Source organism: Erwinia sp. AnSW2-5, from assembly GCF_045107195.1.
Lineage (GTDB): Bacteria > Pseudomonadota > Gammaproteobacteria > Enterobacterales > Enterobacteriaceae > Erwinia.
The window spans coordinates 22,450-45,663 of sequence record NZ_JBJGXA010000025.1 but is presented as its reverse complement, the minus strand read 5'-3'; the positions used below and the strand labels follow the sequence as shown (position 1 = coordinate 45,663).

The following is a 23,214-nucleotide window of genomic DNA, read 5'->3' as shown; positions in this document are numbered from 1 at the left end:
ACGACTGTTTCTGCGATCTGTGTGGAAAGCCGATAAAGCCAGACTGGCAGTGCTTCCAGGAAAAAATCGGCAACTTGTGCCAGAATTAAAGCTACGCTGACAGTAAAAACTGTCTTTTGACGGTGGAGTGACTGCCGTAAGCATTGATCGAAAGGAGAAACTATCAATGAAATTTTGGCATGTATTAAGTGGTGCGGCGCTGGTTGTAGCGATTTCAGGCTGTGCTGATAAAAGCAAAGATGTGCCGACGCCGACGCTCGGCTCCCAGGTGGCGGGCCAGCAGACGACCATGCAACAGCCTAACGTGAGCGGTACGGTCTGGATCCGCCAAAGAGTGGCTCTGCCACCGGATGCGGTACTCACCGTGACACTGTCCGATGCTTCGCTGGCGGATGCACCATCGAAAGTGCTGTCGCAGCGTGCCGTGCGCACCGAAGGCAAGCAGGCGCCTTTCAAGTTTACCTTGCCGTTTAATCCGGCAGACATCCAACCCAAGGCGCGCATTCTGCTGAGTGCCGCTGTGACGGTCGATGGTAAAATGCTGTTTATTACCGATACGGTGAAGCAGGTCGTGACCACCGGTGGGACACATCAGGATCTGACCCTGGTGCCTGTGCCTTCCATGGCTGTACCAGCGCAGAGCGGAGCCAGCACAACGGTGCCGTTAACGTCACCAACGCAGGTTTCCCCTTCTTCTGCCGTACCGGCACCGACCTCACTGTAACGTCTGAACGCCCCGAAAGGGGCGTTACTACGGTTGCCAGCGGTAGCGTTTGAGATCGATTTTTCCTTCCGGGGAGACGTCAATCCCTTCGCTCATTAATGCACTACGCTGTCGACCCAGATCGTCACCTACCAGTGAGATCTCGCCTTTGCGGTTAATCACTCGGTACCAGGGAAGTTTACTACCCGCAGGTAAACGTTTCAGTATGCCTCCCACCTGCCGTGCGGCACGCGGAGACCCCGCTAACTGCGCGATTTCGCCGTAAGTGGTCACGTGGCCAAAAGGAATGGCAGCGACAATGTGATAGATGCGTTGTTGAAAGCTATCGTCTTCGAAGGTCATGGTGTTCCATAGCGGGGAAATAAACTGCAGATCGTGCAAGAAACCAACGTTCATCCCGAGGTGGCTTGCAATTGGCAGGGGCATCATTGATAATGCCTGCGCTCTGGTTACCCAGGGCACTCAATGGGGGCCCGGTTGGTTCTCCCGCAATGCTAATTTGTGAACTCGGTCAGATCCGGAAGGAAGCAGCCGTAACAGATGACGCGTGTGCCGGGATGTAGCTGGCAGGGCCCCCACCCAATTCTGCCCTTGCCAGCTTTTCCCGCCCTACTCAAATCAGCCCAGCCACAGACTCATTAGCGAACAAACTTCCATACCGCTACCGGTATCTTGTCATAAAGTTTATTCATGGTGAGTTCAGCCAGACGGTGATCGGCAGCAGAATAAAATATGGCTAATTCGTCATCAGATAATTCGTACTTGTTCTTTTCAATCACGCGCTCAAGCGTGTCGATAGAACGACAACGCCTGAGGCGCATAAGATAATCAGTTTTCGTTAAAAGTTTGTCTGTCATTATTAAACCGTAGAAAAAGTAATGGGTTGCTAAAAGGAATGGCTGGTCTGCGTTCGACTCGTTGCACATTCTTCTGCGAAAATGTTGAACAGTCTCTTTGCTGATTTCTGCCAGCGCTGTAAGTCCTGAGCATTAATGCCGTAATTGCTGAACAACATGAAGGTGTCATCAAGGTATTCATCAACCTGAGTTATCAGATCACTATCCTCAATGTGCTTAATTTTGTAATTCATCGTGAATGCTGCAATATGCTCAATCAGATCGTTAAGCTGTAGATTGGCAGCAGAGGTAGGATCATTAACCCAGCCATGATGGCTATCGCCTAAAGTCGCAAGGCTTTCATCGTACAGGCTTTCACTCAAGAATTTAAGCTGGGCAATATCATGCCTTCTCGGCGAGTATTCGTCCATCTTTTTCCCCTCCTAAGCTTGCGAAACATGCTATTTGACCGCACTTTTAAACATGGTGTGCCAGGAAGTGATAAATAAAACTCAACTAAGGTTATCTATACAAAATATAACTAATTTTAAAATAAACGTTAAGCATTTGACTCATTATTACAATTCATCAGACATGGCATTACGCTCGTTATCAATGAAATCAAACACCAGCGCATCTGCGTTAACGCTAAAATTGACCGACTGGTGGATTGTTTCAAATGCATCAATATCCAGGCAGGCATTGAACACGTTCCAGTGAAAACTATAGTTAAGTTTATAACGCGATTGCTCCAAATGTTCCAGGGAAATAATTCTGATACTGCCGGGAACATATCGCGCATTTGATGAATACCATTCAAGAGATCCCACAAGGTCATCTTCTATTTTGGGAATTATCTGTTGTATCTCTTGCGTTAATTCTAGTGGATCAATCTCATCTTGACGATATTTTAACAGTACGGTTTTGCGCATTTTTTCTCCACAGAGTTAATGTTTACTAATCAGGGTAATTGTCGCTGACGGTAAAATACACCACTGTATAAATGAAGTGTAGTCTATGGTTATGATTTGTCAGTTAATTATTTTATCGCTAAATGCTTTCGTGGTGAAAGATGTAATGACTTGTTGAGTTTTATTAATATATATATGAGCGCGTTCCTTATCTTGAGGTGAAATACTTAGATACATTTTTACTTTACCGTTACTGCCCGATTCGCGCTATTTTGTTGTTATGTTATAACATTATAGTGTTACTCCTATGAATTCCTCTCCCCTGTTTTTACGCCTTGGCACGCTGCTGAGTTGCCCGGCGTGGCTGCGCATGGTCCTTACCGTGCTGCTGGTGAGCCTGCTGTTCCTACTCACCTGGTGGGCAATTATCTGATGATCGTACTCAATCAACTTGTTGTTGGCTATCAGCACCGTGCAGTAACCCCGGTGCTGGAGGGGGGATTTTCTCATGGCAGCATGACGGCGCTGGTCGGTGCAAACGGTTGTGGCAAGTCAACACTATTGAAAACCTTATGTGGGATGTTGCCTGCTGTTAGTGGATCGGTCAGTTTCACCACGCCGCGCCCCTCCATTGCCTGGCTGCCACAACACTCTGACATTGAAAAAAGCTTTCCGCTTACCGTGTTTGATCTGGTGGTCATGGGGTTCTGGCGGCACTGCGGCTGGTTCAGAGGGATCACCCGTCAACAGCGTCAACAGGCTCTGTCTGCGTTGGATCGCGTTAACATGCTTCCCTTTGCGGAAGCGGCTCCGGGCACGTTATCAGGAGGTCAACTCCAGCGCGTGCTGTTTGCCCGACTGCTGGTGCAGGATGCTGAATTACTGTTGCTGGACGAACCCTTCAGCGGCGTTGATAGCGACACCATTGCGCTGCTGCTGGCGTTGCTGGCAGAGCGCCATCGGGCGGGCTGCACAATGATTGTTGTTCTGCATGATATGGCGACGGTGGCACAGCATTTCCCACAGGTACTGCGTCTGAAAGAGCAACACAGCGAGTGGTCATGCCGCGACTGCGGGGTAACCGGGCTGAACTTCGGCCGCAGTGGAGGCGCCAGCGCATGATGCTGCTGCAACCTTTTATTGAATTTGGTTTTATGCGCCGTGCGCTGGTTGCCTGCGTGGCGTTGTCGCTCAGTGCCACTCCACTGGGCGTCTTTCTTCTACTGCGCCGCATGAGTCTGGTAGGGGATGCGTTATCCCATGCGGTTCTGCCCGGTGCGGCGATTGGCTATTTGCTTTCCGGTCTCTCACTGGTGGCGATGGGCATTGGTGGTGCCATCGCCGGGCTGACGGTTGCACTTTTGTCCGGTGCAGTGAGTCGTTATACCCCTTTGCGCGAGGATGCCAGTTTTGCCGGTTTCTACCTCGGCTCACTGGCGCTGGGCGTCACGCTGGTGTCATTGCGAGGTTCCAGCGTGGATCTGTTGCACGTGCTATTTGGCTCGCTGCTGGCAGTGGATGTTCCCTCTATTGTGCTGGTCAGCACCATCAGTGGCGTTTCGCTGCTTATTTTTTCTCTGATCTATCGACCGCTGGTTATTGACGCGTTTGACCCCACTTTTTTACGTGCCCAGAACCGTTGGGCTTCACCACTTGTACACGGCATTTTCCTTGTGCTGGTCGTGGTGAATCTGGTGGCAGGTTTTCAGGTACTCGGTACGCTGATGAGCGTAGGGCTGATGATGCTGCCAGCGGCCAGCGCACGTTTCTGGAGTCGGCACCTCTCCGGCACGTTGGTGGCGGCAATGCTACTGGCGACGGCCGCCAGCTTTGGTGGTCTTTACGCCTCATTTTATCTCTCATTACCCGCCGGGCCTGCTGTGGTGCTCAGCGCGGCAATTTTATTCTTTATTTCTATTTTAATCGGACCTTGCGGCGGAATTTTTTCCTCACGCAAAACATTGTCTATGGCGAAGGAGTAAGCATGAAGAAGTTACCTGTAGCGCTGGCGTTATCAGCATTAATGGCCGCCCCGTTGGCGATGGCAAAAACAGTAGAGGCAGTCGCCAGCTTTACCGTGCTGGCAGACATCGTGAAAAATGTTGGTGGTGAGCATGTCGCTGTCAAAAGTCTGGTAGGGCCAAATGGCGATCCGCACAGCTTTGAACCCACGCCGAAAGACAGCCAGGCGCTGGCTCATGCCGATGTGGTTTTTGTCAGTGGTTTGGGGATGGAAGGGTGGATGGACCGCCTGATTACCGCATCTGGCTACAAAGGCCAGACGGTGATTGCGTCCAGTGGGATCAATACCCGTAAGATGGAGGAGGATGGCCAGACCATTACTGATCCACATGCCTGGAACAGTATGCAGAATGGTGTGACTTATGCCACCAATGTGATGAATGCGCTGATTGCCGCAGACCCGGAGGATGCGGATTATTTCCGTCAGCACGGGAGCGCGTATATTGAACAATTGAAGCAGCTGGATAGCTGGGCGCAGAAGGCATTCAGTACAATCCCGCAGGAGAAACGTAAGGTACTCACCAGCCATGATGCGTTTGGTTATTTCGGCCAGCGTTATGGTGTGAAGTTCCTGTCACCGGTGGGTTTCTCTACGGAGTCAGAAGCCAGCGCCTCTGACGTTGCCGGGTTAATTACCCAGCTGAAGCACGAAAAAATCCACGTGTACTTTATTGAAAACCAGACCGACCCGCGTCTGGTGAAACAGATTGCGTCCTCGGGTGGCGCTAAATCGGGCGGAGAGCTTTATCCAGAGGCGTTGTCTGCAAAGGGTGGGCCTGCTGACAGTTACGTTGCAGCGTTTAAACATAATGTGAATGCGATGGTCAGCAGCATGAAGTAAACCGTGTGCCGGGTTCGCCCGGCCACTGTTTTAAAGAGGCTGGCTGAGACTGCCGGTTTAAGAGCTAAAAAAGGGGATTGCATAAGCAATCCCCTTTGGCATGACGACATGGTGACAGTTATCAGCGTTTCTTCCCGCCCCGGCCCTGTACGGCTTTGAAGCGTGGGTTACTCTTACAAATAACAAATACACGGCCGTGACGGCGAACAATCTTGCAATCTTTGTGACGTTTTTTGGCCGAAGCCAGTGAACTTAATACCTGCATTATGGCTCCTTATTTTTTCATCGCGCCAAGGAAACCGCCAAAACGCTGACTGAAGCGTGCTGCGCTGCCTTCTTTAGCAAAATCTTTCTGTTTACCGGTGTAATAAACGTGCGAGGCAGAAGATACGTCCAGCAGGACGTATGGCATCTGTTTGCCTTCGTGTTCGATCGTACGGTCAGTTTTGATGGTGGAACCCACCACAAAGTAAGCATCAGCCGTGGTGTCATGGAATACCACCTTGCGGTAAGCAGGATGAATACCCTGTTTCATTTTCTACCTCTAATGTAATGTTATAATATAACATCAGTATGCGCCGCTGATTGTTAAATTGCAACCGCAGAAAGGGCAGAGAAAGAGCAAAAAAAAGAGGCCACCCGAAGGCAGCCTCTCATTCATATCAACTCAGCGTTGATCAGTGATGCTGTGAATCAACCGGATGACTGTGTTCCAGATCCTCTTTGTCCTTACTGAAGCGGCGGCGAACCACCACGAAGAACACAGGAACGAAGAAGATCGCCAGGACGGTTGCAGTAACCATACCACCCATTACGCCCGTACCCACGGCGTTCTGGGCACCGGAGCCTGCACCGCTACTGATTGCCAGCGGGAGAACACCCAGGATAAAGGCCAGAGAGGTCATCAGAATTGGACGTAAACGCATACGCACCGCTTCCAGTGTGGCCTCAACCAGCCCTTTGCCTTCTTTTTCCATCAGGTCTTTAGCAAACTCGACAATCAGGATGGCGTTCTTCGCCGACAACCCTATGGTTGTTAGCAGCCCCACGACAAAGTAAACGTCATTACTTAACCCGCGCAGGGTGGTGAAGATCAGCGCACCGACCACACCCAATGGCACCACCAGCATGACAGAGAATGGAATTGACCAGCTCTCATACAGCGCTGCCAGACACAAGAACACCACAATCAGAGATATGGCATACAGCGCCGGGGCCTGGTTACCAGACAAACGTTCCTGATAAGACATACCCGTCCAGTCATAACCAATCCCGGTTGGCAGCTTCGAAGCCAGATCCTGCATCAGGTCCATTGCTTCACCCGAGCTTTTGCCCGGTGCTGGTTGCCCCAACAGCTCCATTGATGGAAGGCCGTTATAACGTTCCAGACGTGGCGAACCATAAACCCAGTTAGCCGACGCGAAGGCGTTAAATGACACCATCTCGCCGCTGGTAGAACGCACATACCAGCTGCTGATATCGCCAGGCAACATACGGTAAGGTGCTTCACCCATCACGTAGACTTTCTTAACGCGGCCACGGTCAATGAAGTCATTGACGTAGGAACCACCCCAGGCTGCTGCCAGTGTGGTGTTGATATCAGACAGCGATACCCCCAGCGCCTGTGCTTTTTCCTGGTCGATAGTCAGTTTGTACTGCGGTGTGTCTTCCAATCCGTTAGGACGAACACCAACCAGTACATCGGGATGTTGGGCAATCATACCTAGCAACTGGTTACGTGCGGCAGTCAGTTTTTCATGACCCAAACCGCCCTGATCAATCAGCTGGAAGTCAAAGCCTGTTGCCTGACCCAGTTCAACAATTGCTGGCAGGTTGAACGGGATCACCATCGCATCTTTAATGACGGAAAGCGCGCCCATTGCCCGCCCGGCAATCGCCGGAACCTTATTATCGGCACCAGGGCGATCTTCCCAAGGCTTCAGACTCACGAAGGCAATACCGGTGTTCTGACCACGACCTGCAAAGCCAAAGCCGTTTACGGTAAACACTGAGTTAACCGTGGCTTTCTCTTTATTCAGGTAGTAATCCGTCACCTGATCCAGCACTTTCTGAGTACGTTCCTGAGTCGCACCGGCAGGGAGCTGAGCCATTGTGAGGAACACACCCTGATCTTCTTCCGGCAGGAAGGAGGTCGGCAAGCGCAGGAACAGGAAGGCCATGCCCACGAAAATCAGCAGATAAATCACCAGATAACGACCGGTGCTACGAACGATGTGGCCAACGCTATCGGTATAGTGATTGGTAGTCTTGTCGAACAGGCGGTTAAACCAGCCGAAGAATCCAGTCGTCTTACCGTGATCGCCTTTCGCAATCGGTTTCAGCATCGTGGCACACAGTGCAGGGGTCAGAATCAGCGCAACCACTACCGACAGCACCATCGCAGAAACAATGGTAATTGAGAACTGACGGTAGATAACGCCGGTAGAACCGCCGAAGAACGCCATCGGGATAAATACGGCAGACAGCACAAGGGCAATACCAACCAGCGCCCCCTGGATTTGATCCATCGATTTACGGGTAGCTTCTTTCGGCGGCAGGCCCTCTTCGGCCATGACACGCTCGACGTTTTCCACCACCACGATGGCGTCATCCACCAGCAGGCCGATGGCAAGCACCAGCCCGAACATCGTCAGTGTGTTTATCGAATACCCGAAGGCGCTGATAATGGCAAACGTCCCCAGCAGTACGACTGGCACGGCGATCGTAGGGATCAGCGTGGCGCGGAAGTTTTGCAGGAACAGATACATCACCAGGAACACCAGCACGATAGCTTCGATCAGCGTCTTCACTACTTCGTTAATCGAAATCTTAACGAACGGCGTGGTGTCATACGGGTAAACGATTTTCATCCCGGCAGGGAAGAAAGGTTCCAGCTTGGTGAGTTCGGCTTTAACCGCAGCGGCAGTATCCAGGGCGTTAGCACCGGTCGCCAGCTTAATCCCGAGACCGGAAGCCGGTTGTCCATTATAACGGGCAATAATCTCGTAGTTTTCACCACCCAGCTCAATGTGCGCGACATCACTCAAACGTACGCGTGAACCGTCACTGTTAACCTTCAGCAGAATCTTACCGAACTCTTCTGCTGATGTCAGACGCGTCTGCGCAATGATGGAGGCGTTAAGCTGCTGGCCTTTCACCGGAGGTGAACCACCTAGCTGACCTGCTGCCACCTGGGCGTTCTGAGTGTTGATGGCACTAATGACATCAACGGGAGTGAGTGAGTAGTTATTGAGCTTGTGGGGATCCATCCAGATGCGCATAGCGTACTGTGCACCGAACAGCTGAGTATCACCCACGCCTGACACTCGACTGATAGGGTCTTTAATATTCGACCCGACATAGTCGGAGAGGTCGTTCTGCGTCATGGTGCCGTTGTCATTGATGAAACCGGCGACCATCAGGAAGCTGCTGGAGGATTTTTGAACCTTAATCCCCTGTTGTTGCACTTCCTGCGGCAGTAGCGGCATCGCCAGTTGCAGTTTGTTCTGCACCTGTACCTGGGCGATGTCAGCATTAGTCCCTGATTCGAAGGTCAGCGTCAGCTGCAGCGTCCCGGAGGAGTCACTGCTGGAGCCCATATACATCAGGCCGTCGATGCCGTTCATGTTTTGTTCGATAACCTGCGTGACGGAGTCTTGCAGTGTTTTCGCATCAGCACCTGGGTAGGTTGCTGTGACCTCAATTGCCGTTGGAGCAACGTTTGGATATTGCTCGATCGGTAGTTTAAGAATCGACAGCGCACCCGCCAACATAATAATGATGGCGATTACCCAGGCAAAGATGGGGCGATCGATAAAAAACTTAGCCATGTCTCAGTGGCTCCTGTTAAGACTTCGGTTGTTCAGACTTCGCCTGAGACTCGGAACCTGCTTTGGCGCTGTCATTGCTGACTTCCTGAGGCGTTACCGCTGCGCCAGGTTTCACGCGTTGCAGACCGGTTACAATCACACGATCGCCATCTTTCAGACCAGCAGATACCAGCCATTTGTCACCAAATGCCTGGTCGGCAGTCAGATTACGGACTTCAACCTTGTTGTCCGCGCCCACGACCATAGCAGTTGCCTGACCGGTTGGCGTACGGGTAACACCCTGTTGAGGAACCAACAGCGCATTCGGGTTGGTGCCTTCATCCAGACGGGCGCGCACGAACATACCTGGCAGCAGGCTGTGATCAGGGTTCGGGAACACGGCACGTAATGTGATGGAACCGGTGGTTTCATCTACAGTGACATCAGAGAATTCTAATGTTCCGCTCTGGGCGTATTCGCTACCATTTTGCATCAGTAGTTTGACTTCAGCTTTACCGTCGGCTTGCTGAAGTTTGCCGGCATTCAGCTCATCACGCAGGCGCATGAAATCTTCGCTGGATTGGGTCACATCAACATAGATAGGGTCAAGCTGCTGTACGGTTGCCAGCGCAGTGGTTTGCGCACTGGCGACTAACGCGCCTTCCGTCACCGACGATTTACCGATGCGACCGCTGATAGGCGAGGTCACTCGAGTATAGGCGAGGTTGATGCGTGCAGTTTCTACTGTGGCCTGAGCAGCCTGAACGGCAGCGGCGGTCTGGCTTTGCGTTGCCATTGCCGTGTCATAGTCCTGCTGGCTGATGTACTTGGTGCCTAACAGCGGTTTGTAGCGTTTTACCGTTAATGCGGCAATTTGTGCATTGGCTTGTGCCTGTGCCAGATCACCTTTTGCGCTGCTGTAAGCCGCTTGATACGTGGCGGGGTCAATTTGATATAAAGACTCGCCGGCCTTGATATCGCTACCCTCAACGAAGTTACGTTTCAGAATAATGCCAGATACCTGTGGGCGAACTTCTGCAATACGGAACGATGAGGTTCGACCTGGCAGGTCGGTAGTAATTTTAAGCGGGGCGCTTTTCAACGTTGTGATACCCACTTCAGGTGCCTGTTGTTGCTGTCCGGCCTGCTGTGATTCTTTGTTGTCACAACCCGTTAGCACTAAGCTGCCTGAGAGCATCAGAACGGCCGCCAGAGGCGTTAACCCTCTGTTTTTGTTCATAAATAAACCTCGAGTGTTCGATATCGATTGTTCAATGGATTACAAACCCATAAACCCATTGCTGCGTTTAAATTATGGTCGTGATATGGTACATACATTCGGAAATGTATGTAAGTCTAACTCTTTGTAAATCACACCCTCATGGCACGAAATACCAAACAACAGGCGCAGGAAACGCGCAATCACATCATCGATGCGGCTATCGAACGTTTTTCTGAACATGGCGTTTCCAAAACGTCACTGGCGGATATTGCCTCAAGTGCTGGCGTGACGCGGGGTGCAATCTACTGGCATTTCAAAAATAAAACTGATTTGCTGAATGAAATCTGGGCGCAATCCGAATCCGGAATGGCGGACCTGGAGCTTGAGTATCAATCAAAATATCCTTCTGATCCACTTTCTGTTATGCGTGCAATGTTGCTGTATGTCCTTGACGCAACGGCCAGTGACCCAAGAAGACGTGCACTTATGGAAATTATTTACCATAAATGTGAGTTTGTTGGAGAAATGACTACCCTACAACTGATGCAACAAAATCTCTATCTGGAATGTTATGAAAAGATAGAAGAGGTTTTAGCTCAGTGCATTGATGCAAAACAACTACCCGAAAATCTGGACACTCGACGTGCTGCCGTTGTGATGCGTGGCTACATCAGTGGCATCATGGAGAACTGGTTATTTATGCCAGACAGCTTTGATTTGGCAAAGGATGCGCCACAGTTAGTATCGACGCTTATTGATATGCTGGCGCTCTGCCCAACGCTACGTAAGCCAATATAATCGCTGATTATGACTGGCTGGCGACTTTCTGTTCAAAATCCCGCCTTACGATCGCCAGCGCAGCCAGTACGATTTCTGGTGCGACGTGATTTTCTTCCAGCAGCATAATCAAATCAACGGCGAGTTTGACTTCTTCCGACGCGGTTTCCAGCGACATACTTTCTCCTTTATTTCTGAACCCGCACCATGAGTGGTCAGATACGTAAAATTTTGACGATGCCCGTCATCAGCAGTGCCCCCACCAGCGCCGTCAGCATTGTACGCGGGTCGAGGGTGGCAAGCGTTCCGCCATGAATATAAGTACTGATATAGCCGCCAATCAATGCCCCCACAGCGGCAAGCACCAATGTGGGCACCAGACCACCCGGGCGGCCAGGAAAAAAATAGCGAGCAACAAAGCCCACCAGAAGACCGATGATTATCCAGGAAATCAGACCCATTTCTGCTCTCCAGCGACATAGAATATGATTATTATAGTTCCCGATCTGGCAAGGGATAAGACGAGGCTAACTGCTACGTTCGCGATTTTCAATGTTGTGTTCAATTCGCTTGATGGCTTGCAAGCAGCGTTGTAACCGTCCCTCCAGAGCAGCCACTTCACGCTGTAACTGTTGCTGTTGCGCCAGCGTTTCCTGCACGGCCAGCAGGCTTTCACGGTCGATGATCATGGCACGTAAGCGACGTTCAAAATCCTGATGCTCTGCCAGTTTTTCATACAAATTCTCTTTGACCGGAACCGGGCGTGATTCGCTGCGACGCATTTTCTGCGTCGCCAGCTCACGTTGCAGGGCGCTCATCTGCATTACCACCCGTTCTGCCATCCAGGCCACGCTCTCCATGCGGTTATCACGTACGCTTTGTTTGAGCTGTTCCATCGTCTGGCGGACTTCCAGTAAGTAATCGCCCAGTCGCGTGGTGTGGCAGTGAAATAATTTGATATCGAAGCGCGCCTGCGCAGTGCGATTATTGGCATGAGGTTCCACGGCACGCGCAAGTTGTTCGAGTTGCATATCGAGTTGTTGCAGTAAACCTGCGCTTTTCATCTTATTCTCCGTGGTGGTAATGCGCTGTATGATACTCTGATTCTGAGACATTTTTCCGGGTGTGCCATGCAACGTTACATTCTTATTGTTTTGGGCTGGCTCGCCGTGGTGTTAGCCACGTTGGGCGTGGTGTTGCCGTTGCTGCCAACCACGCCATTTTTGCTGCTGGCCGCCTGGTGCTTTGCCCGTTCTTCACCGCGTTTTCATTACTGGCTGCTGCACCGCTCAGTATTTGGTCGATATTTGCGCCACTGGCAGCAGCACCGGGCGATGCCTCCAGGCGCCAAGGGCAGGGCGATCCTGTTTACGTTGCTCACCTTTGCTTTTTCGCTATGGATGGTCAAGATCCTTTGGGTGCGCCTCTTACTGTTGGCGATCCTCTGCGCACTGCTGGTGTTTATGATTTGTTTACCGGTGGTTGACGAAGGGCAAGAAAAGTTGTGATTTTGCTTAACGCGGTTGCAATTGTCCGGCGGTTTGCATAGATTTGGTCGTTTTCGTGCGCGGCTTCCCCTCAACGTCTGAATTTCACCCGGCAACCCTGCCGCAGAGTGAAATGAAGCTGCGCGAGTCAGATTTGTATTTACCAGGCATAACATTATGACCGCGACTGCGCAGCAGCTTGAATTGATTAAAAACAGTATCAAAAGCATCCCGGATTATCCTAAGCCGGGTATTCTCTTTCGTGACGTGACCAGCCTGCTGGAAGACCCGAAAGCGTTTGCATTGAGCATTGAACTGTTGGTTGAACGCTATCGTGACGCTGGCATCACCAAAGTAGTGGGCACTGAAGCGCGAGGGTTCTTGTTCGGCGCCCCGGTTGCGCTTGGACTGGGCGTAGGTTTTGTGCCGGTGCGTAAGCCGGGCAAACTGCCACGTAAAACCTTTGCTGAAACCTATGAGCTGGAATACGGCACGGATACGCTGGAACTGCACTGTGATGCGATTCAGCCGGGCGATATTGTGCTGGTTATTGATGACCTGCTGGCAACCGGTGGCACCATTGATGCAACGGTGAAGCTGATTCGTCGCGCCGGTGGCAGCGTGAAAGATGCTGCATTTATCATTAACCTGTTTGATTTGACGGGCGAATCTCGCCTGAAAGCGCAGGGTATCGAAAGCTACAGTCTGGTGAACTTCCCCGGTCACTAAGCTTGATGAGGTCGGGTTAACCCGGCCTTGTTACCACTCCTTCTGTTTCCCGCTTCCATATCCATCAGCCAACATTCCCAATACCATAAATGCGCTGGCCCGCAGTTCGGCACGATTCGCGGCGATCGACTGATTCCCTGCTTTAAAATACGACAGCTATCATCATCAGGCTGTGAATTCACAGGGTTCAGGGAAGAGTGAAATGAAAAAAATCACCACTGCATTGCTGCTTTTTCCCCTGCTTGCCGGGGCTGAAGAGGTTGCTGCCAGTACACTACACAACACGTTACAGCAGGACTACCCACCAGAAAGCGTCAGTGGGCGGCATTCTTTCACGTTGGGTTACACCGAAAGCCACATCTCACATTTCAGCACAATGAAAGGGGCCAACGCCAAGTATCGTTATGAAATCCCGGAATTGCCTCTGAGTGCGATGGTCTCTTTTAGCGGCATGAGCGGTAGGGGGAGCCAGAGTGTCGGGGTAGGAGACATCCGAGAGGTAAAGCACCACCGCGTGCGTTACTACAGCCTGATGATCGGGCCTGCGTGGCGGGCGACGAACTGGGCCAGCCTTTACCTGCTGGGAGGGGCGGGCTGGGAAAGCAGCACTAACAGGACTGACTACCATAACCCTGGCGGGGACAGTTCCGGGCGCTATAAAATTTTTGATGCGCGCTTTGCCTGGGGAACAGGAGTGCAGTTTAACCTGATAGATAACGTAGTGGTGGATGTCGGTTACCAGGCCGGGCACGTGCAGAGGACGTCCAGCAACGGGTTTAATGTTGGGGTGGGGTATCGCTTCTGATTTGAATACGAAAAGCGCAAAAAAGGGCAGCGAAGCTGCCCCTGGGAACCATTAGAATGTGACCCTGATCCCGGCATGAATGATGTTATCGGTGATGTGCGATGACTCATTCAACTGGTAGTTAAGGCGGTAAGACAATTGGTTGTGAGACAGCTCAACGCCAATGTTACCGGTGAACACCGAATGATCGGTGATGCTTGAATCGGTCATTGAGTAACTTGCTTCCTCACCCGGTAGCCAGCTGCGGCTTTTTGCTCTGACATCACCGCTGTTGCCGGTCCATGTCAGGTCCAGTAAAGGCTTAACCTGATAGCCTGTTTTGGTTGTGAACGTTTTAGACAGTGAAACGCCCAGCGGGAATGACCAGATATCCTGCGCGTCGCCCGCCGTTTCAAACAAGCTTCCCAGTTGGTTATGCGTAGTGAACCCCTCGCTTTTCAGGCGCGTATAACGTATGCCCACATGCGGTGTCACATCGGCCAGTTCGTTATTCCACTGATAACTGGCCCTGATGCCACTGCTCATCGCCCAGCTGTTCATGCTGGCTCGCAGTGACCCACCATCCACCTCTGCTGAACTTTGCTGCTTCATTCTGTTACGGCTGCCGGTGTAGCTGACATCTGCCATTACATTCAGCGCACCCTGCTGCCAGCTGCCATACAGCGAGCCTCCCCAGAAGTTGAAGTCATTGCGCGTCGGACTGACGTTGCCGTGACTGGTACTTTTACCCCCGCCCGCATTCAGCGCCAGACCGGTGGTCACCATGCCAAAATCACTAGCATCAAAGCGGTAATCACTCCCTAATGCCAGTCCACCGAGATTCGCGGAAGAGCGAGCCTGCCAACGTCCTGAAGAGAACCCTCGTGAACTGCTGTTATCGGACAGCAGCGTTGCCCACAGAGTAGCGCCAGTCGCTGCCTGCGCCTCTGGCATCAGTGCAATGCCAGAAAGATGATGCTCAACCGCCTGGCCAGCAGCTGACAGCGCCATAAAGGTGCTGTGCTGAACGCCAACGATAGAGGCGATATGCAATGCGGACTGCACAATTTTGCTGGCGATAACATCTTCGCTGATATAGCGGATATCCATTGTCTGAGAGATGAAACGCTGGCTCGCATCATCAGAGTGAGTATTCACACCTTGTGTTTTAGCCATATTGGCCATCAGGTCCTGTGTATCCTGCGGCAGAAGCGTCTGGCTGTTCCGTTCAGCGGTCAGATGGTGGGCGTTACCTTCCGCATTACTGCCCATATTGAACAGGCGGCTGCTGCTGGTAATATTCTGTTGTTGCCAGAAACCATCAGTCGCATTGCCTCCTTCGCTGGCAATGAAACTTTCCCCAGTTTTTAGATTGTCATCTGCAATGACCAGCATCTTCGCACCGGAGGCCACGCTACCGTCTCCGATCAGGAGGGCGGATGAACCCTGGTCCACATAGGGTTTCGCGGAAACAATAGTCAGCGATGCATCATCGAATCGATTCAGATGGCTGTTGCTGCCAATGCTCCAGTGAAGATCCGGGCTGGACAAATCGACAGTTTCACCTGCCGCGATAGCTAGCGTGCCGGCAAACGGTGCGGACTGTTGTTGTGCCATCCACCCGGCACCTCGCTGCCAGCGTTCAGCGTTCAGTTCACGTGTTCCGATAATCGCTGTTCCCTGGCCCGTGACATCCAGCTGCCCCTGTGAGGCGTCAAGATGCGTACTGGCTAACATCCCGCCGTTAACGCGTAGCGCTCCGGAGTGCAACCCGGTGTGTTCGGTCGTGAAGATGCCACCAGTTTGCAGGTACTGGTTTTCACTGCCGTAGCGAGTGTCCGCCTGGCCAATGGTTAAGCTGTCTGCGGTGTAGTTACCGCTTTCGATGGTGAGCTGGCCACTGCCCGCAAGACCGGATTCAGCGTTCTGTCCACCCTCTTTGCCACCGAGCACGATGTCAGTGGCGATCTGGCCGCTACTGTTTTTTAACAGAGCGGACCCATTGCCACCGTTGCCACCGTTGCCACCCAGACCTGCATCAGTACTGTCGGTCGCGGTGCCACCATTGCCGGCCAGGTTGCCGTTTGCCCCCAATTGGAGGAAGCCGCTGTTAGTAATTTGACTATCCTCAACATTCAAGGTGGCGCTGCCGCCGTGACCGCCTGCACCGCCTTGACCACCGATAGCATCTGATGCGCCATTTCCGCCAGCGCCACCGCTGGCCCCGTCAGCTCCGAGGGTCATCGAGTTAAGCGTGAGGTTACTGGCTTTGACGTTGATTGCGGCATTGCCACCATTGCCGCCAATGGCACCAACGCCGCCATCTCCACCGATACCACCGATACCACCGATACCACCGATACCGGATGGTGAGATACCCTTTATGCCCGTTGCCGCGCCGTCACCACCGCGAGAACCTTTGCCCCCAGCACCGCCAGCCTGTAGAGGATTTTTTACCGTCAAGTGAGTTTGGTTTAGTGTCAATTCGGCATGCCCACCCTGAGCGCCGTTGCCACCTCCATTTCCCATTGAACCGGCACCGCCCTGACCACCGTTGCCCCCTTTACCACCGCTGCCTCCGGTACCACCTGTACCACCAGAACCGCCTGGGTGTGTATGGCCAGAAAACTCATTGTAACCATCCTTACCCTTCTGGCCGTCGGCCCCGGCGCTGCCAGCACCAGTACTTTGCCCACCGTTGCCGCCCTGACCACCAGAAGAACCGTCACTGGCAGCGCCAGCATGACCACCTGCCCCCCCTAAGATGATCTTATCAGCAGAAAAATTACCGTTATTTAGCGTGAGCTTGCCGTCACCGCCTCCGGCAGCCTGGCCTCCGTTGCCACCTTGTGAACCGTGTGACCCATCAGCACCGATACCCCCCGCGCTGCCTGCGCCACCATTGCCACCGTTGCCACCATCGCCACCATTAATGTGCTCTTGATTACTCCCGTCGCCGCCGTTACCGCCATTGCCAGCGTTACCCCCTTTACCGCCATCGCCACCGGTGCCTCCGGGACTGCCAACGGAGGACTTACCCGCTGTCCCCCCATTTCCACCGTTGCTGCCCACAGTGATCGAGTTAAACGAGGCATTGCCACCCTCAACGGTTAGTGTCCCACTACCACCAGTCTGTCCGGAAGTACCGTTGCCCCCCTTAGTGCCGCGGGTACCGCTGGTGCCGTTACTGACTGGGTTGGCATTGCTACCTGAACTGCCATTTTTGCCATTATTCTCGTTATAGTCTTCACCGTGATCGCCATTCTGGCCATCATCACCCTTGGCTCCGTGACTCCCGTTACCTGCACTTCCGCTCAGGCCGGCATCCCCCCCATCACCGCCGTTGCCACCTTTACCACCTAGCGTAATCGTGTGACTTCCTGTCATTTGACTGATGGTCTGGGTTTCATTCGTTCCTGGCGCTGCACTCTTACGTTTACTGCCCGTCACACCAGCTACCCCTTCTTCTCCTTTGGCTCCCGCAGTTCCGGCTACGCCAAGATGGATCTCAGCTGCGGTGACTGATGTAACAGAGAGGGTGCTAAATACTGGCAGCGACAGAAGTGCCAGCGTAGAAAGGGAGGAAAGCAGGCTATGTTTTTTAAGTGGAAAATCGGTGAGCTGTTTAGCTGTTGTAGGTTTCATAAATTAATCCGTTAATAAGTAGAGATCCTTGTGGTGCGGCGACTTTTTGAAAGAAAGGCAGCACCTATTCTCCAGCAGCATGGAATACCGAAGGATTGCGTTATCAGAGGTGTGGAAGTGTTGGTGCACTGTTAATCCTTTAAACGTCAGGGGGAAAGCACATCCTGTGCTTTGGAAGCAAAAATCAGGGACAATCTGCCACATCCTTCGGCGGGGGAGTTAGCACTTAGTGTTAATTTTAGTGGTAAAACGAATTTTGGATTTATTGTTAATTGATGGGCTTTTTTCGCCCGTTTGCACTGAAAATGAGCGGGCTTGTACGGCAAAATAAAGCGTGTAACAGCATGGCGACAGATAGACCTTCTGTTATAGTACACTCCCTTAATCCGCTAATCTGCCGTGAACTCGGTTGATTTTGCTGATACCCGTCAACAGGCTAAACTGCGGTTTCTCAAGGTTTGGGTAAGTAATTTTTAAAATAATGATGAAGTCTTAATGAGCTATCAGGTACTGGCCCGCAAGTGGCGTCCACAAGCGTTTACTGAGGTAGTCGGTCAGCAACATGTTCTGACCGCGTTGGCTAATGGTTTGTCCCTTGGCCGCATCCATCACGCGTATCTTTTTTCTGGCACTCGTGGCGTCGGAAAGACCAGCATCGCCCGTCTACTGGCAAAGGGACTGAACTGTGAAACGGGCATCACGGCTACCCCTTGCGGACAGTGTGATAATTGCAGGGAGATCGAACAGGGCCGTTTTGTCGATCTGATTGAAATCGACGCCGCCTCGCGAACGAAAGTGGAAGACACGCGCGATCTGTTGGATAACGTGCAATACGCCCCGGCACGCGGTCGTTTTAAAGTTTATCTGATCGATGAAGTCCACATGCTCTCGCGTCACAGCTTTAACGCGCTGTTGAAAACGCTGGAAGAACCCCCTGAACACGTCAAATTTTTACTGGCGACCACCGATCCGCAAAAACTGCCGGTAACGATTTTATCGCGCTGTCTGCAATTCCATCTGAAAGCGCTGGATCAGGAGCAGATCCGTGGTCAGCTTGAGCACGTGTTGCACGCCGAGCAAATCAGTGCTGAAACCCGCGCATTACAATTGCTGGCGCGTGCCGCCGACGGCAGTATGCGTGATGCACTGAGCCTGACCGATCAGGCTATTGCGATGGGGCAGGGGCAGGTCACCACCTCCACGGTCAATGACATGCTGGGTACGCTTGACGATGAGCAGCCGCTGGCGATGATCGAAGCATTGGTCCATGCCGATGGTGCGCAGGTTATGGCGTTACTTAACCAGGCCGCTGCGCGCGGTGTTGAGTGGGAAGCGCTACTGGTAGAAATGCTGGTGCTGCTGCACCGTGTGGCAATGATTCAACTGTTACCTTCTGCACTGGGCGACGATATGGCCGCCATTGAACAGCGGCTGCGTGAGCTGGCGCGGGTATTGCCGCCTGCTGATGTTCAGCTCTACTATCAGACGTTGTTAGTTGGCCGAAAAGAGCTGCCTCTGGCACCGGACCGCCGGATGGGCGTGGAAATGACGCTGCTGCGTGCACTGGCTTTTCACCCTAAAGCGGTGATCGCCGATCCGGTCGCGCGCCCGACCATGACATTGCAGACCCAGGCAGAACCTACAATAGAGCCTGTACCCCACTCGGTTGCATCGTCACCGGTTCAAGATGCGCCACCTTCCCAGGCATTACCCGACTCCACCAGCCAGCTCCTTCAGGCGCGAACGCAACTGTTGCGCCACCAGGGGGCGAGTAAGCCAAAAAAGACTGAGCCGGCAGCGCAGGGCGCGCGGCCGGCGAGTTCGGCACTGGAGCGCCTTGCTGCGGTTACCGAACGCGGGCAGCAACGCCTGCAACAGGCCGCAGCTGAAGTGGTTCCTGTAAAGGAAGAAGCGTATCGTTGGAAAGCACAAAACCCAACAGAAGTGAAGACGGAGTCGGTCGCTACGCCAAAAGCATTACGTACCGCGTTGGAGCATGAAAAAAACCCGGAGCTGATGGTCAAGCTGGTGGCTGAGTCGCTGGAACGCGATCCCTGGGCCGCTGAAATTGCCTTGCTGACCATCCCAAAGCTGGTGCAGCAACTGGCACTGAATGCCTGGAAAGAGCAGACTGATAGCGGTATATGCCTGCATTTACGCACAAGTCAGCGCCACCTGAACTCCCCGTCAGCGCAAAAAGCGCTGAGCGAAGCCTTGAATGCGACTGCCGGACACCCCATTGAATTAACCGTGGTGGAAGATGATAATCCTGCTGTGCTGACGCCGTTGGAATGGCGGCAAAAAATCTATGAAGAGAAGCTGGCGCAGGCGCGTCAGTCTATTATCTCTGATACTCATATTCAGACATTGCGTCGGTTTTTCGATGCTGATGTGGATGAAGAAAGTATCCGACCTGTTTAACCCGCCGCATCGCAGCTACGTTGATGCGGCCTGAGCTGAAGAGAGAGAACTTATGTTTGGTAAAGCCGGATTGGGCAACCTGATGAAGCAGGCCCAGCAAATGCAGGACAAAATGGCCCAGGTGCAGGAAGAAATTGCTGCAATGGAAGTGACCGGTGAATCTGGCGCTGGCCTGGTGAAGGTCACCATTAACGGTGCTCACAACTGCCGTCGCGTGGAAGTGGATCCAAGCCTGCTGGAAGATGACAAAGACATGCTGGAAGATCTGGTAGCAGCGGCCTTCAACGACGCAGCGCGCCGTGTGGCAGAGACCCAGAAAGAGAAAATGGCAGCAGTATCAAGCGGTATGCAATTGCCGCCTGGCTTCAAGATGCCATTCTGATGCAAACCAGCCCGCTCCTTGAAGCATTAATGGAGTCGCTGCGTTGCCTGCCAGGCGTTGGGCCGAAGTCGGCGCAGCGCATGGCATTCCAGCTGTTACAGCGTGACCGCAGTGGCGGGATGCGCCTGGCGCAGGCGCTGACGCGGGCGATGTCGGAAATCGGTCACTGTTCTGATTGCCGCACCTTCACCGAACAGGAAATCTGCACCATCTGCGCCAACCCACGGCGTCGGCAGAATGGACTGATTTGTGTCGTAGAAAGCCCGGCGGATATCCATGCCATCGAACAGACCGGGCAGTTTTCCGGCCGGTACTTTGTACTGATGGGGCATCTGTCACCGCTGGATGGCATTGGACCGAATGATATTGGCCTTGACCGTCTGGAACAGCGGCTGGAAAAAGAGACCATTGTTGAAGTTATCCTTGCGACCAACCCGACAGTGGAAGGAGAAGCGACCGCCAATTACATTGCCAGCCTGTGTGAACAGTATGGCGTGGAAGCCAGTCGTATTGCTCACGGTGTTCCGGTGGGTGGTGAGCTGGAGATGGTTGACGGTACGACGCTTTCACATTCGCTTGCCGGGCGTCAAAAGTTTAAATTCTGAACAATCAACGGCACGAGTCCTTCGTGCCGTCTTGAAATCCTCCAGGTCACCCCCATTTAATACCTCAACGTTCATCATCTGTTTTTAGTTGAGGTAGCAATGACCATGAAAGGACAAGAGACACGTGGCTTCCAGTCAGAGGTAAAACAGCTTCTGCATCTGATGATCCACTCACTCTATTCAAATAAAGAAATCTTCCTGCGTGAGTTAATCTCTAACGCCTCAGATGCCGCTGACAAGCTGCGTTTCCGTGCGTTATCCACCCCGGATCTCTATGAAGGCGATGGCGATCTGCGTGTGCGCGTCGCAGTAGACAAGGAAAATCGTACGCTGACGCTGAGTGATAACGGCATCGGTATGCGTCGCGATGAAGTCATTGAAAACCTCGGTACCATTGCGAAATCCGGCACCAAATCTTTCCTCGAATCGCTGGGTTCTGACCAGGCAAAAGACAGCCAGCTGATCGGTCAGTTCGGCGTCGGCTTCTACTCGGCGTTTATCGTCGCAGATAAAGTGTCCGTGCGTACCCGTGCCGCAGGTGCTGCGGCCTCAGAAGGCGTATTCTGGGAGTCCGCCGGTGAGGGTGAATACACCATCGCCGACATTGAAAAAGCCGATCGCGGTACCGAAATTACGCTGCATCTGCGCGAAGGCGAAGACGAGTTCCTCGATGCCTGGCGTGTGCGCAGCATTATCAGCAAATACTCAGATCACATTGCACTGCCGGTTGAGATCGAAACCCACAACGAAGAAGACAACACCACCACGTGGGAAAAAATCAACAAGGCGCAGGCGCTGTGGACGCGTAACAAATCTGAGATCAGCGCAGAAGAATATAATGAGTTCTACAAGCATGTCGCTCATGACTTCACCGATCCGCTGACGTGGAGCCACAACCGGGTAGAAGGCAAGCAGGAGTACACCAGCCTGCTGTATATCCCGGCCCAGGCGCCGTGGGATATGTGGAACCGTGACCACAAACACGGCCTGAAACTGTACGTGCAGCGCGTGTTTATCATGGATGATGCTGAACAGTTTATGCCGAATTACCTGCGCTTCGTTAAAGGGCTGATTGACTCTAACGATCTGCCATTGAACGTCTCGCGTGAGATCCTGCAGGACAGCCGCATTACTCAGAGCCTGCGCGGTGCGCTGACCAAGCGTTCCCTGCAAATGCTGGAAAAAGTCGCGAAGGATGACGAGGAAAAATACCAGTCATTCTGGCAGCAGTTTGGTCTGGTCCTGAAAGAAGGCCCGGCAGAAGACAGCAGCAATGCCGAAACCATCGCGAAACTGCTGCGCTTTGCCAGCACCAGCAGCGAAGGCCCGGCGCAAACCGTGTCGCTGGAAGACTATGTCAGCCGCATGGTGGAAGGGCAGGAGAAGATTTACTACATCACTGCCGACAGCTATGCCGCCGCGAAAAGCAGCCCGCACCTGGAGCTGTTCCGTAAGAAAGGTATCGAGGTTCTGCTGCTCTCCGATCGCATCGACGAATGGATGATGAGCTACCTGACCGAGTTTGACGGGAAAACCTTCCAGTCAGTGAGCAAAGCGGATGATGCGTTAAGCAAGCTGGCTGACGAAGAGACCGAAGAGCAGAAAGAAGCGGAAAAAGCGCTGGAGCCGTTCGTGGAACGTGTGAAAACGCTGCTGGGTGAGCGCGTCAAAGAGGTGCGTCTGACACATCGTCTGACCGATACTCCAGCCATCGTCACCACCGAAGCGAACGAAATGACCACCCAGATGGCGAAGCTATTTGCCGCTGCGGGCCAGGACGTGCCGGAGGTGAAATACCTGTTTGAGCTTAACCCGGACCACGCGCTGGTGAAACGTGCAGCCGATACTGAAGACGAAGGCCGCTTCGCTGAATGGATCGAGCTGCTGCTGGATCAGGCTTTACTGGCTGAGAAAGGATCTCTGGAAGATCCAAACCAGTTTATTCGCCGCATGAACCAGCTTCTGCTGGGCTAACGGGTCACGGGCGAGGCGTGCCTCGCCCCTGCGTTATGCCACAAT

General features: G+C 52.8%; 25 protein-coding genes, 1 other RNA gene and 1 other annotated feature. Of the genes, 14 read left to right on the top strand and 12 right to left on the bottom strand.

Translation table 11 applies throughout. The features are described from left to right. Positions 1-166 precede the first annotated feature (166 nt). Entirely contained in the window at positions 167-724 is a 558-nt protein-coding gene (locus ACFL9S_RS16690; RefSeq protein WP_405263013.1) for a YbaY family lipoprotein, read from the top strand. A gap of 27 nt (positions 725-751) precedes the next feature. Here ACFL9S_RS16690 and ACFL9S_RS16685 read toward each other — a convergent pair whose 3' ends face one another. After that, complete coding sequence (locus ACFL9S_RS16685; protein WP_405263027.1) at positions 752-1,066, bottom strand: MGMT family protein; 315 nt, start codon at positions 1,064-1,066, stop codon at positions 752-754. Between the two features lie 133 nt (positions 1,067-1,199). Between ACFL9S_RS16685 and ffs the strand changes: the two genes are divergently transcribed. After that, positions 1,200-1,296, top strand: an RNA gene (gene ffs / locus ACFL9S_RS16680) — signal recognition particle sRNA small type. Positions 1,297-1,362: 66 nt separating this feature from the next. Here ffs and ACFL9S_RS16675 read toward each other — a convergent pair. From ACFL9S_RS16675 to ACFL9S_RS16665, 3 genes are all read right to left on the bottom strand, one after another. Continuing rightward, positions 1,363-1,581 (bottom strand): HHA domain-containing protein, encoded by a 219-nt coding sequence (locus ACFL9S_RS16675; RefSeq protein WP_133845760.1) that lies wholly within the window; start codon positions 1,579-1,581, stop codon positions 1,363-1,365. A gap of 29 nt (positions 1,582-1,610) precedes the next feature. Further along, entirely contained in the window at positions 1,611-1,991 is a 381-nt protein-coding gene (tomB, locus tag ACFL9S_RS16670) for an Hha toxicity modulator TomB (protein WP_405263012.1), read from the bottom strand. Positions 1,992-2,138: 147 nt separating this feature from the next. Next, complete coding sequence (locus ACFL9S_RS16665) at positions 2,139-2,492, bottom strand: hypothetical protein (RefSeq protein WP_405263011.1); 354 nt, start codon at positions 2,490-2,492, stop codon at positions 2,139-2,141. A gap of 286 nt (positions 2,493-2,778) precedes the next feature. On the opposite strand from ACFL9S_RS16665, the gene ACFL9S_RS16660 reads away from it, so the two are divergent. From ACFL9S_RS16660 to ACFL9S_RS16645, 4 genes are read left to right on the top strand one after another with little or no spacing between them, the layout of a single operon-like run. Next, positions 2,779-2,904 (top strand): hypothetical protein, encoded by a 126-nt coding sequence (locus ACFL9S_RS16660; protein WP_405263010.1) that lies wholly within the window; start codon positions 2,779-2,781, stop codon positions 2,902-2,904. Next, entirely contained in the window at positions 2,904-3,593 is a 690-nt protein-coding gene (locus ACFL9S_RS16655) for a metal ABC transporter ATP-binding protein (RefSeq protein ID WP_405263009.1), read from the top strand. Before ACFL9S_RS16660 ends, ACFL9S_RS16655 begins: the two co-directional genes overlap by 1 nt. Beyond that, positions 3,590-4,453: a metal ABC transporter permease gene (locus tag ACFL9S_RS16650; protein WP_405263008.1), complete on the top strand. Its 864-nt coding sequence runs from the start codon at positions 3,590-3,592 to the stop codon at positions 4,451-4,453. Before ACFL9S_RS16655 ends, ACFL9S_RS16650 begins: the two co-directional genes overlap by 4 nt. 2 nt (positions 4,454-4,455) lie before the next feature. Next, positions 4,456-5,334 carry a metal ABC transporter substrate-binding protein gene (locus tag ACFL9S_RS16645; protein ID WP_405263007.1) on the top strand — a complete coding sequence of 293 codons (879 nt, stop codon included), beginning with the start codon at positions 4,456-4,458 and terminating at the stop codon, positions 5,332-5,334. A gap of 121 nt (positions 5,335-5,455) precedes the next feature. Here the strand turns inward: ACFL9S_RS16645 and ykgO are convergent, their stop codons facing one another. The 4 genes from ykgO to ACFL9S_RS16625 all read right to left on the bottom strand — a co-directional run bounded on the left by ykgO (position 5,456) and on the right by ACFL9S_RS16625 (position 10,383). Beyond that, entirely contained in the window at positions 5,456-5,599 is a 144-nt protein-coding gene (gene ykgO, locus ACFL9S_RS16640; RefSeq protein ID WP_012442195.1) for a type B 50S ribosomal protein L36, read from the bottom strand. 9 nt (positions 5,600-5,608) lie between these two features. Beyond that, a complete protein-coding gene (locus ACFL9S_RS16635) occupies positions 5,609-5,869 on the bottom strand; it encodes a type B 50S ribosomal protein L31 (protein ID WP_405263006.1) in 261 nt (86 codons plus the stop codon). A 142-nt stretch (positions 5,870-6,011) separates the two neighbouring features. Beyond that, positions 6,012-9,164 (bottom strand): multidrug efflux RND transporter permease subunit AcrB, encoded by a 3,153-nt coding sequence (acrB, locus tag ACFL9S_RS16630; RefSeq protein WP_405263005.1) that lies wholly within the window; start codon positions 9,162-9,164, stop codon positions 6,012-6,014. Positions 9,165-9,180: 16 nt separating this feature from the next. Next, entirely contained in the window at positions 9,181-10,383 is a 1,203-nt protein-coding gene (locus tag ACFL9S_RS16625) for an efflux RND transporter periplasmic adaptor subunit (RefSeq protein ID WP_405263004.1), read from the bottom strand. Positions 10,384-10,524: 141 nt separating this feature from the next. On the opposite strand from ACFL9S_RS16625, the gene acrR reads away from it, so the two are divergent. Further along, positions 10,525-11,163, top strand: a complete 639-nt coding sequence (gene acrR / locus ACFL9S_RS16620; protein WP_405263003.1) for a multidrug efflux transporter transcriptional repressor AcrR — start codon at positions 10,525-10,527, stop codon at positions 11,161-11,163. Positions 11,164-11,170: 7 nt separating this feature from the next. On the opposite strand, the gene rsmS is transcribed toward acrR, so the two are convergent. The 3 genes from rsmS to priC form a co-directional block, all read right to left on the bottom strand. Further along, entirely contained in the window at positions 11,171-11,320 is a 150-nt protein-coding gene (gene rsmS / locus ACFL9S_RS16615; protein ID WP_405263002.1) for a pleiotropic regulatory protein RsmS, read from the bottom strand. 37 nt (positions 11,321-11,357) lie between these two features. After that, positions 11,358-11,603, bottom strand: a complete 246-nt coding sequence (locus tag ACFL9S_RS16610; protein ID WP_405263001.1) for a GlsB/YeaQ/YmgE family stress response membrane protein — start codon at positions 11,601-11,603, stop codon at positions 11,358-11,360. Between the two features lie 66 nt (positions 11,604-11,669). Then, the gene (gene priC, locus ACFL9S_RS16605; RefSeq protein ID WP_405263000.1) at positions 11,670-12,206 is read right to left on the bottom strand and encodes a primosomal replication protein PriC; all 537 of its coding nucleotides are present in this window, start codon (positions 12,204-12,206) and stop codon (positions 11,670-11,672) included. A gap of 66 nt (positions 12,207-12,272) precedes the next feature. Between priC and ACFL9S_RS16600 the strand changes: the two genes are divergently transcribed. From ACFL9S_RS16600 to ACFL9S_RS16590, 3 genes are all read left to right on the top strand, one after another. After that, positions 12,273-12,650: a DUF454 family protein gene (locus ACFL9S_RS16600; RefSeq protein ID WP_405262999.1), complete on the top strand. Its 378-nt coding sequence runs from the start codon at positions 12,273-12,275 to the stop codon at positions 12,648-12,650. 156 nt (positions 12,651-12,806) lie between these two features. After that, positions 12,807-13,358, top strand: coding sequence for an adenine phosphoribosyltransferase (apt, locus tag ACFL9S_RS16595; protein ID WP_405262998.1), 552 nt, complete (start codon positions 12,807-12,809; stop codon positions 13,356-13,358). 202 nt (positions 13,359-13,560) lie between these two features. Beyond that, positions 13,561-14,163: an Ail/Lom family outer membrane beta-barrel protein gene (locus ACFL9S_RS16590; RefSeq protein WP_405262997.1), complete on the top strand. Its 603-nt coding sequence runs from the start codon at positions 13,561-13,563 to the stop codon at positions 14,161-14,163. 51 nt (positions 14,164-14,214) lie between these two features. Here ACFL9S_RS16590 and ACFL9S_RS16585 read toward each other — a convergent pair whose 3' ends face one another. Beyond that, positions 14,215-17,787, bottom strand: coding sequence for an autotransporter outer membrane beta-barrel domain-containing protein (locus ACFL9S_RS16585; RefSeq protein ID WP_405262995.1), 3,573 nt, complete (start codon positions 17,785-17,787; stop codon positions 14,215-14,217). Positions 17,788-18,282: 495 nt separating this feature from the next. On the opposite strand from ACFL9S_RS16585, the gene dnaX reads away from it, so the two are divergent. The 4 genes from dnaX to htpG all read left to right on the top strand — a co-directional run bounded on the left by dnaX (position 18,283) and on the right by htpG (position 23,169). Next, the gene (dnaX, locus tag ACFL9S_RS16580) at positions 18,283-20,208 is read left to right on the top strand and encodes a DNA polymerase III subunit gamma/tau (protein ID WP_405262994.1); all 1,926 of its coding nucleotides are present in this window, start codon (positions 18,283-18,285) and stop codon (positions 20,206-20,208) included. Next, positions 19,547-19,608, top strand: a sequence feature (DnaX frameshifting element). Its footprint overlaps the gene before it by 62 nt. Positions 20,209-20,260: 52 nt before the next feature. Continuing rightward, positions 20,261-20,590: a YbaB/EbfC family nucleoid-associated protein gene (locus tag ACFL9S_RS16575; RefSeq protein WP_017799391.1), complete on the top strand. Its 330-nt coding sequence runs from the start codon at positions 20,261-20,263 to the stop codon at positions 20,588-20,590. After that, a complete protein-coding gene (gene recR, locus ACFL9S_RS16570; RefSeq protein ID WP_405262993.1) occupies positions 20,590-21,195 on the top strand; it encodes a recombination mediator RecR in 606 nt (201 codons plus the stop codon). Before ACFL9S_RS16575 ends, recR begins: the two co-directional genes overlap by 1 nt. Before the next feature lie 99 nt (positions 21,196-21,294). Then, the gene (gene htpG / locus ACFL9S_RS16565; protein ID WP_405262992.1) at positions 21,295-23,169 is read left to right on the top strand and encodes a molecular chaperone HtpG; all 1,875 of its coding nucleotides are present in this window, start codon (positions 21,295-21,297) and stop codon (positions 23,167-23,169) included. The last annotated feature ends 45 nt before the right edge of the window (positions 23,170-23,214 follow it).

Coding starts and splice junctions, on each gene's coding strand:
- tomB (WP_405263012.1), bottom strand. CDS start 1,991: ATGGACGAATACTCGCCGAGAAGGCATGATATTGCCCAGCTTAAATTC.
- ykgO (WP_012442195.1), bottom strand. CDS start 5,599: ATGCAGGTATTAAGTTCACTGGCTTCGGCCAAAAAACGTCACAAAGAT.
- ACFL9S_RS16675 (WP_133845760.1), bottom strand. CDS start 1,581: ATGACAGACAAACTTTTAACGAAAACTGATTATCTTATGCGCCTCAGG.
- ACFL9S_RS16655 (WP_405263009.1), top strand. CDS start 2,904: ATGATCGTACTCAATCAACTTGTTGTTGGCTATCAGCACCGTGCAGTA.
- recR (WP_405262993.1), top strand. CDS start 20,590: ATGCAAACCAGCCCGCTCCTTGAAGCATTAATGGAGTCGCTGCGTTGC.
- ACFL9S_RS16590 (WP_405262997.1), top strand. CDS start 13,561: ATGAAAAAAATCACCACTGCATTGCTGCTTTTTCCCCTGCTTGCCGGG.
- ACFL9S_RS16650 (WP_405263008.1), top strand. CDS start 3,590: ATGATGCTGCTGCAACCTTTTATTGAATTTGGTTTTATGCGCCGTGCG.
- ACFL9S_RS16660 (WP_405263010.1), top strand. CDS start 2,779: ATGAATTCCTCTCCCCTGTTTTTACGCCTTGGCACGCTGCTGAGTTGC.
- ACFL9S_RS16610 (WP_405263001.1), bottom strand. CDS start 11,603: ATGGGTCTGATTTCCTGGATAATCATCGGTCTTCTGGTGGGCTTTGTT.
- ACFL9S_RS16600 (WP_405262999.1), top strand. CDS start 12,273: ATGCAACGTTACATTCTTATTGTTTTGGGCTGGCTCGCCGTGGTGTTA.
- dnaX (WP_405262994.1), top strand. CDS start 18,283: ATGAGCTATCAGGTACTGGCCCGCAAGTGGCGTCCACAAGCGTTTACT.
- ACFL9S_RS16645 (WP_405263007.1), top strand. CDS start 4,456: ATGAAGAAGTTACCTGTAGCGCTGGCGTTATCAGCATTAATGGCCGCC.
- apt (WP_405262998.1), top strand. CDS start 12,807: ATGACCGCGACTGCGCAGCAGCTTGAATTGATTAAAAACAGTATCAAA.
- ACFL9S_RS16665 (WP_405263011.1), bottom strand. CDS start 2,492: ATGCGCAAAACCGTACTGTTAAAATATCGTCAAGATGAGATTGATCCA.
- ACFL9S_RS16575 (WP_017799391.1), top strand. CDS start 20,261: ATGTTTGGTAAAGCCGGATTGGGCAACCTGATGAAGCAGGCCCAGCAA.
- ACFL9S_RS16625 (WP_405263004.1), bottom strand. CDS start 10,383: ATGAACAAAAACAGAGGGTTAACGCCTCTGGCGGCCGTTCTGATGCTC.
- ACFL9S_RS16585 (WP_405262995.1), bottom strand. CDS start 17,787: ATGAAACCTACAACAGCTAAACAGCTCACCGATTTTCCACTTAAAAAA.
- htpG (WP_405262992.1), top strand. CDS start 21,295: ATGACCATGAAAGGACAAGAGACACGTGGCTTCCAGTCAGAGGTAAAA.
- rsmS (WP_405263002.1), bottom strand. CDS start 11,320: ATGTCGCTGGAAACCGCGTCGGAAGAAGTCAAACTCGCCGTTGATTTG.
- ACFL9S_RS16635 (WP_405263006.1), bottom strand. CDS start 5,869: ATGAAACAGGGTATTCATCCTGCTTACCGCAAGGTGGTATTCCATGAC.
- acrB (WP_405263005.1), bottom strand. CDS start 9,164: ATGGCTAAGTTTTTTATCGATCGCCCCATCTTTGCCTGGGTAATCGCC.
- priC (WP_405263000.1), bottom strand. CDS start 12,206: ATGAAAAGCGCAGGTTTACTGCAACAACTCGATATGCAACTCGAACAA.
- ACFL9S_RS16685 (WP_405263027.1), bottom strand. CDS start 1,066: ATGACCTTCGAAGACGATAGCTTTCAACAACGCATCTATCACATTGTC.
- acrR (WP_405263003.1), top strand. CDS start 10,525: ATGGCACGAAATACCAAACAACAGGCGCAGGAAACGCGCAATCACATC.
- ACFL9S_RS16690 (WP_405263013.1), top strand. CDS start 167: ATGAAATTTTGGCATGTATTAAGTGGTGCGGCGCTGGTTGTAGCGATT.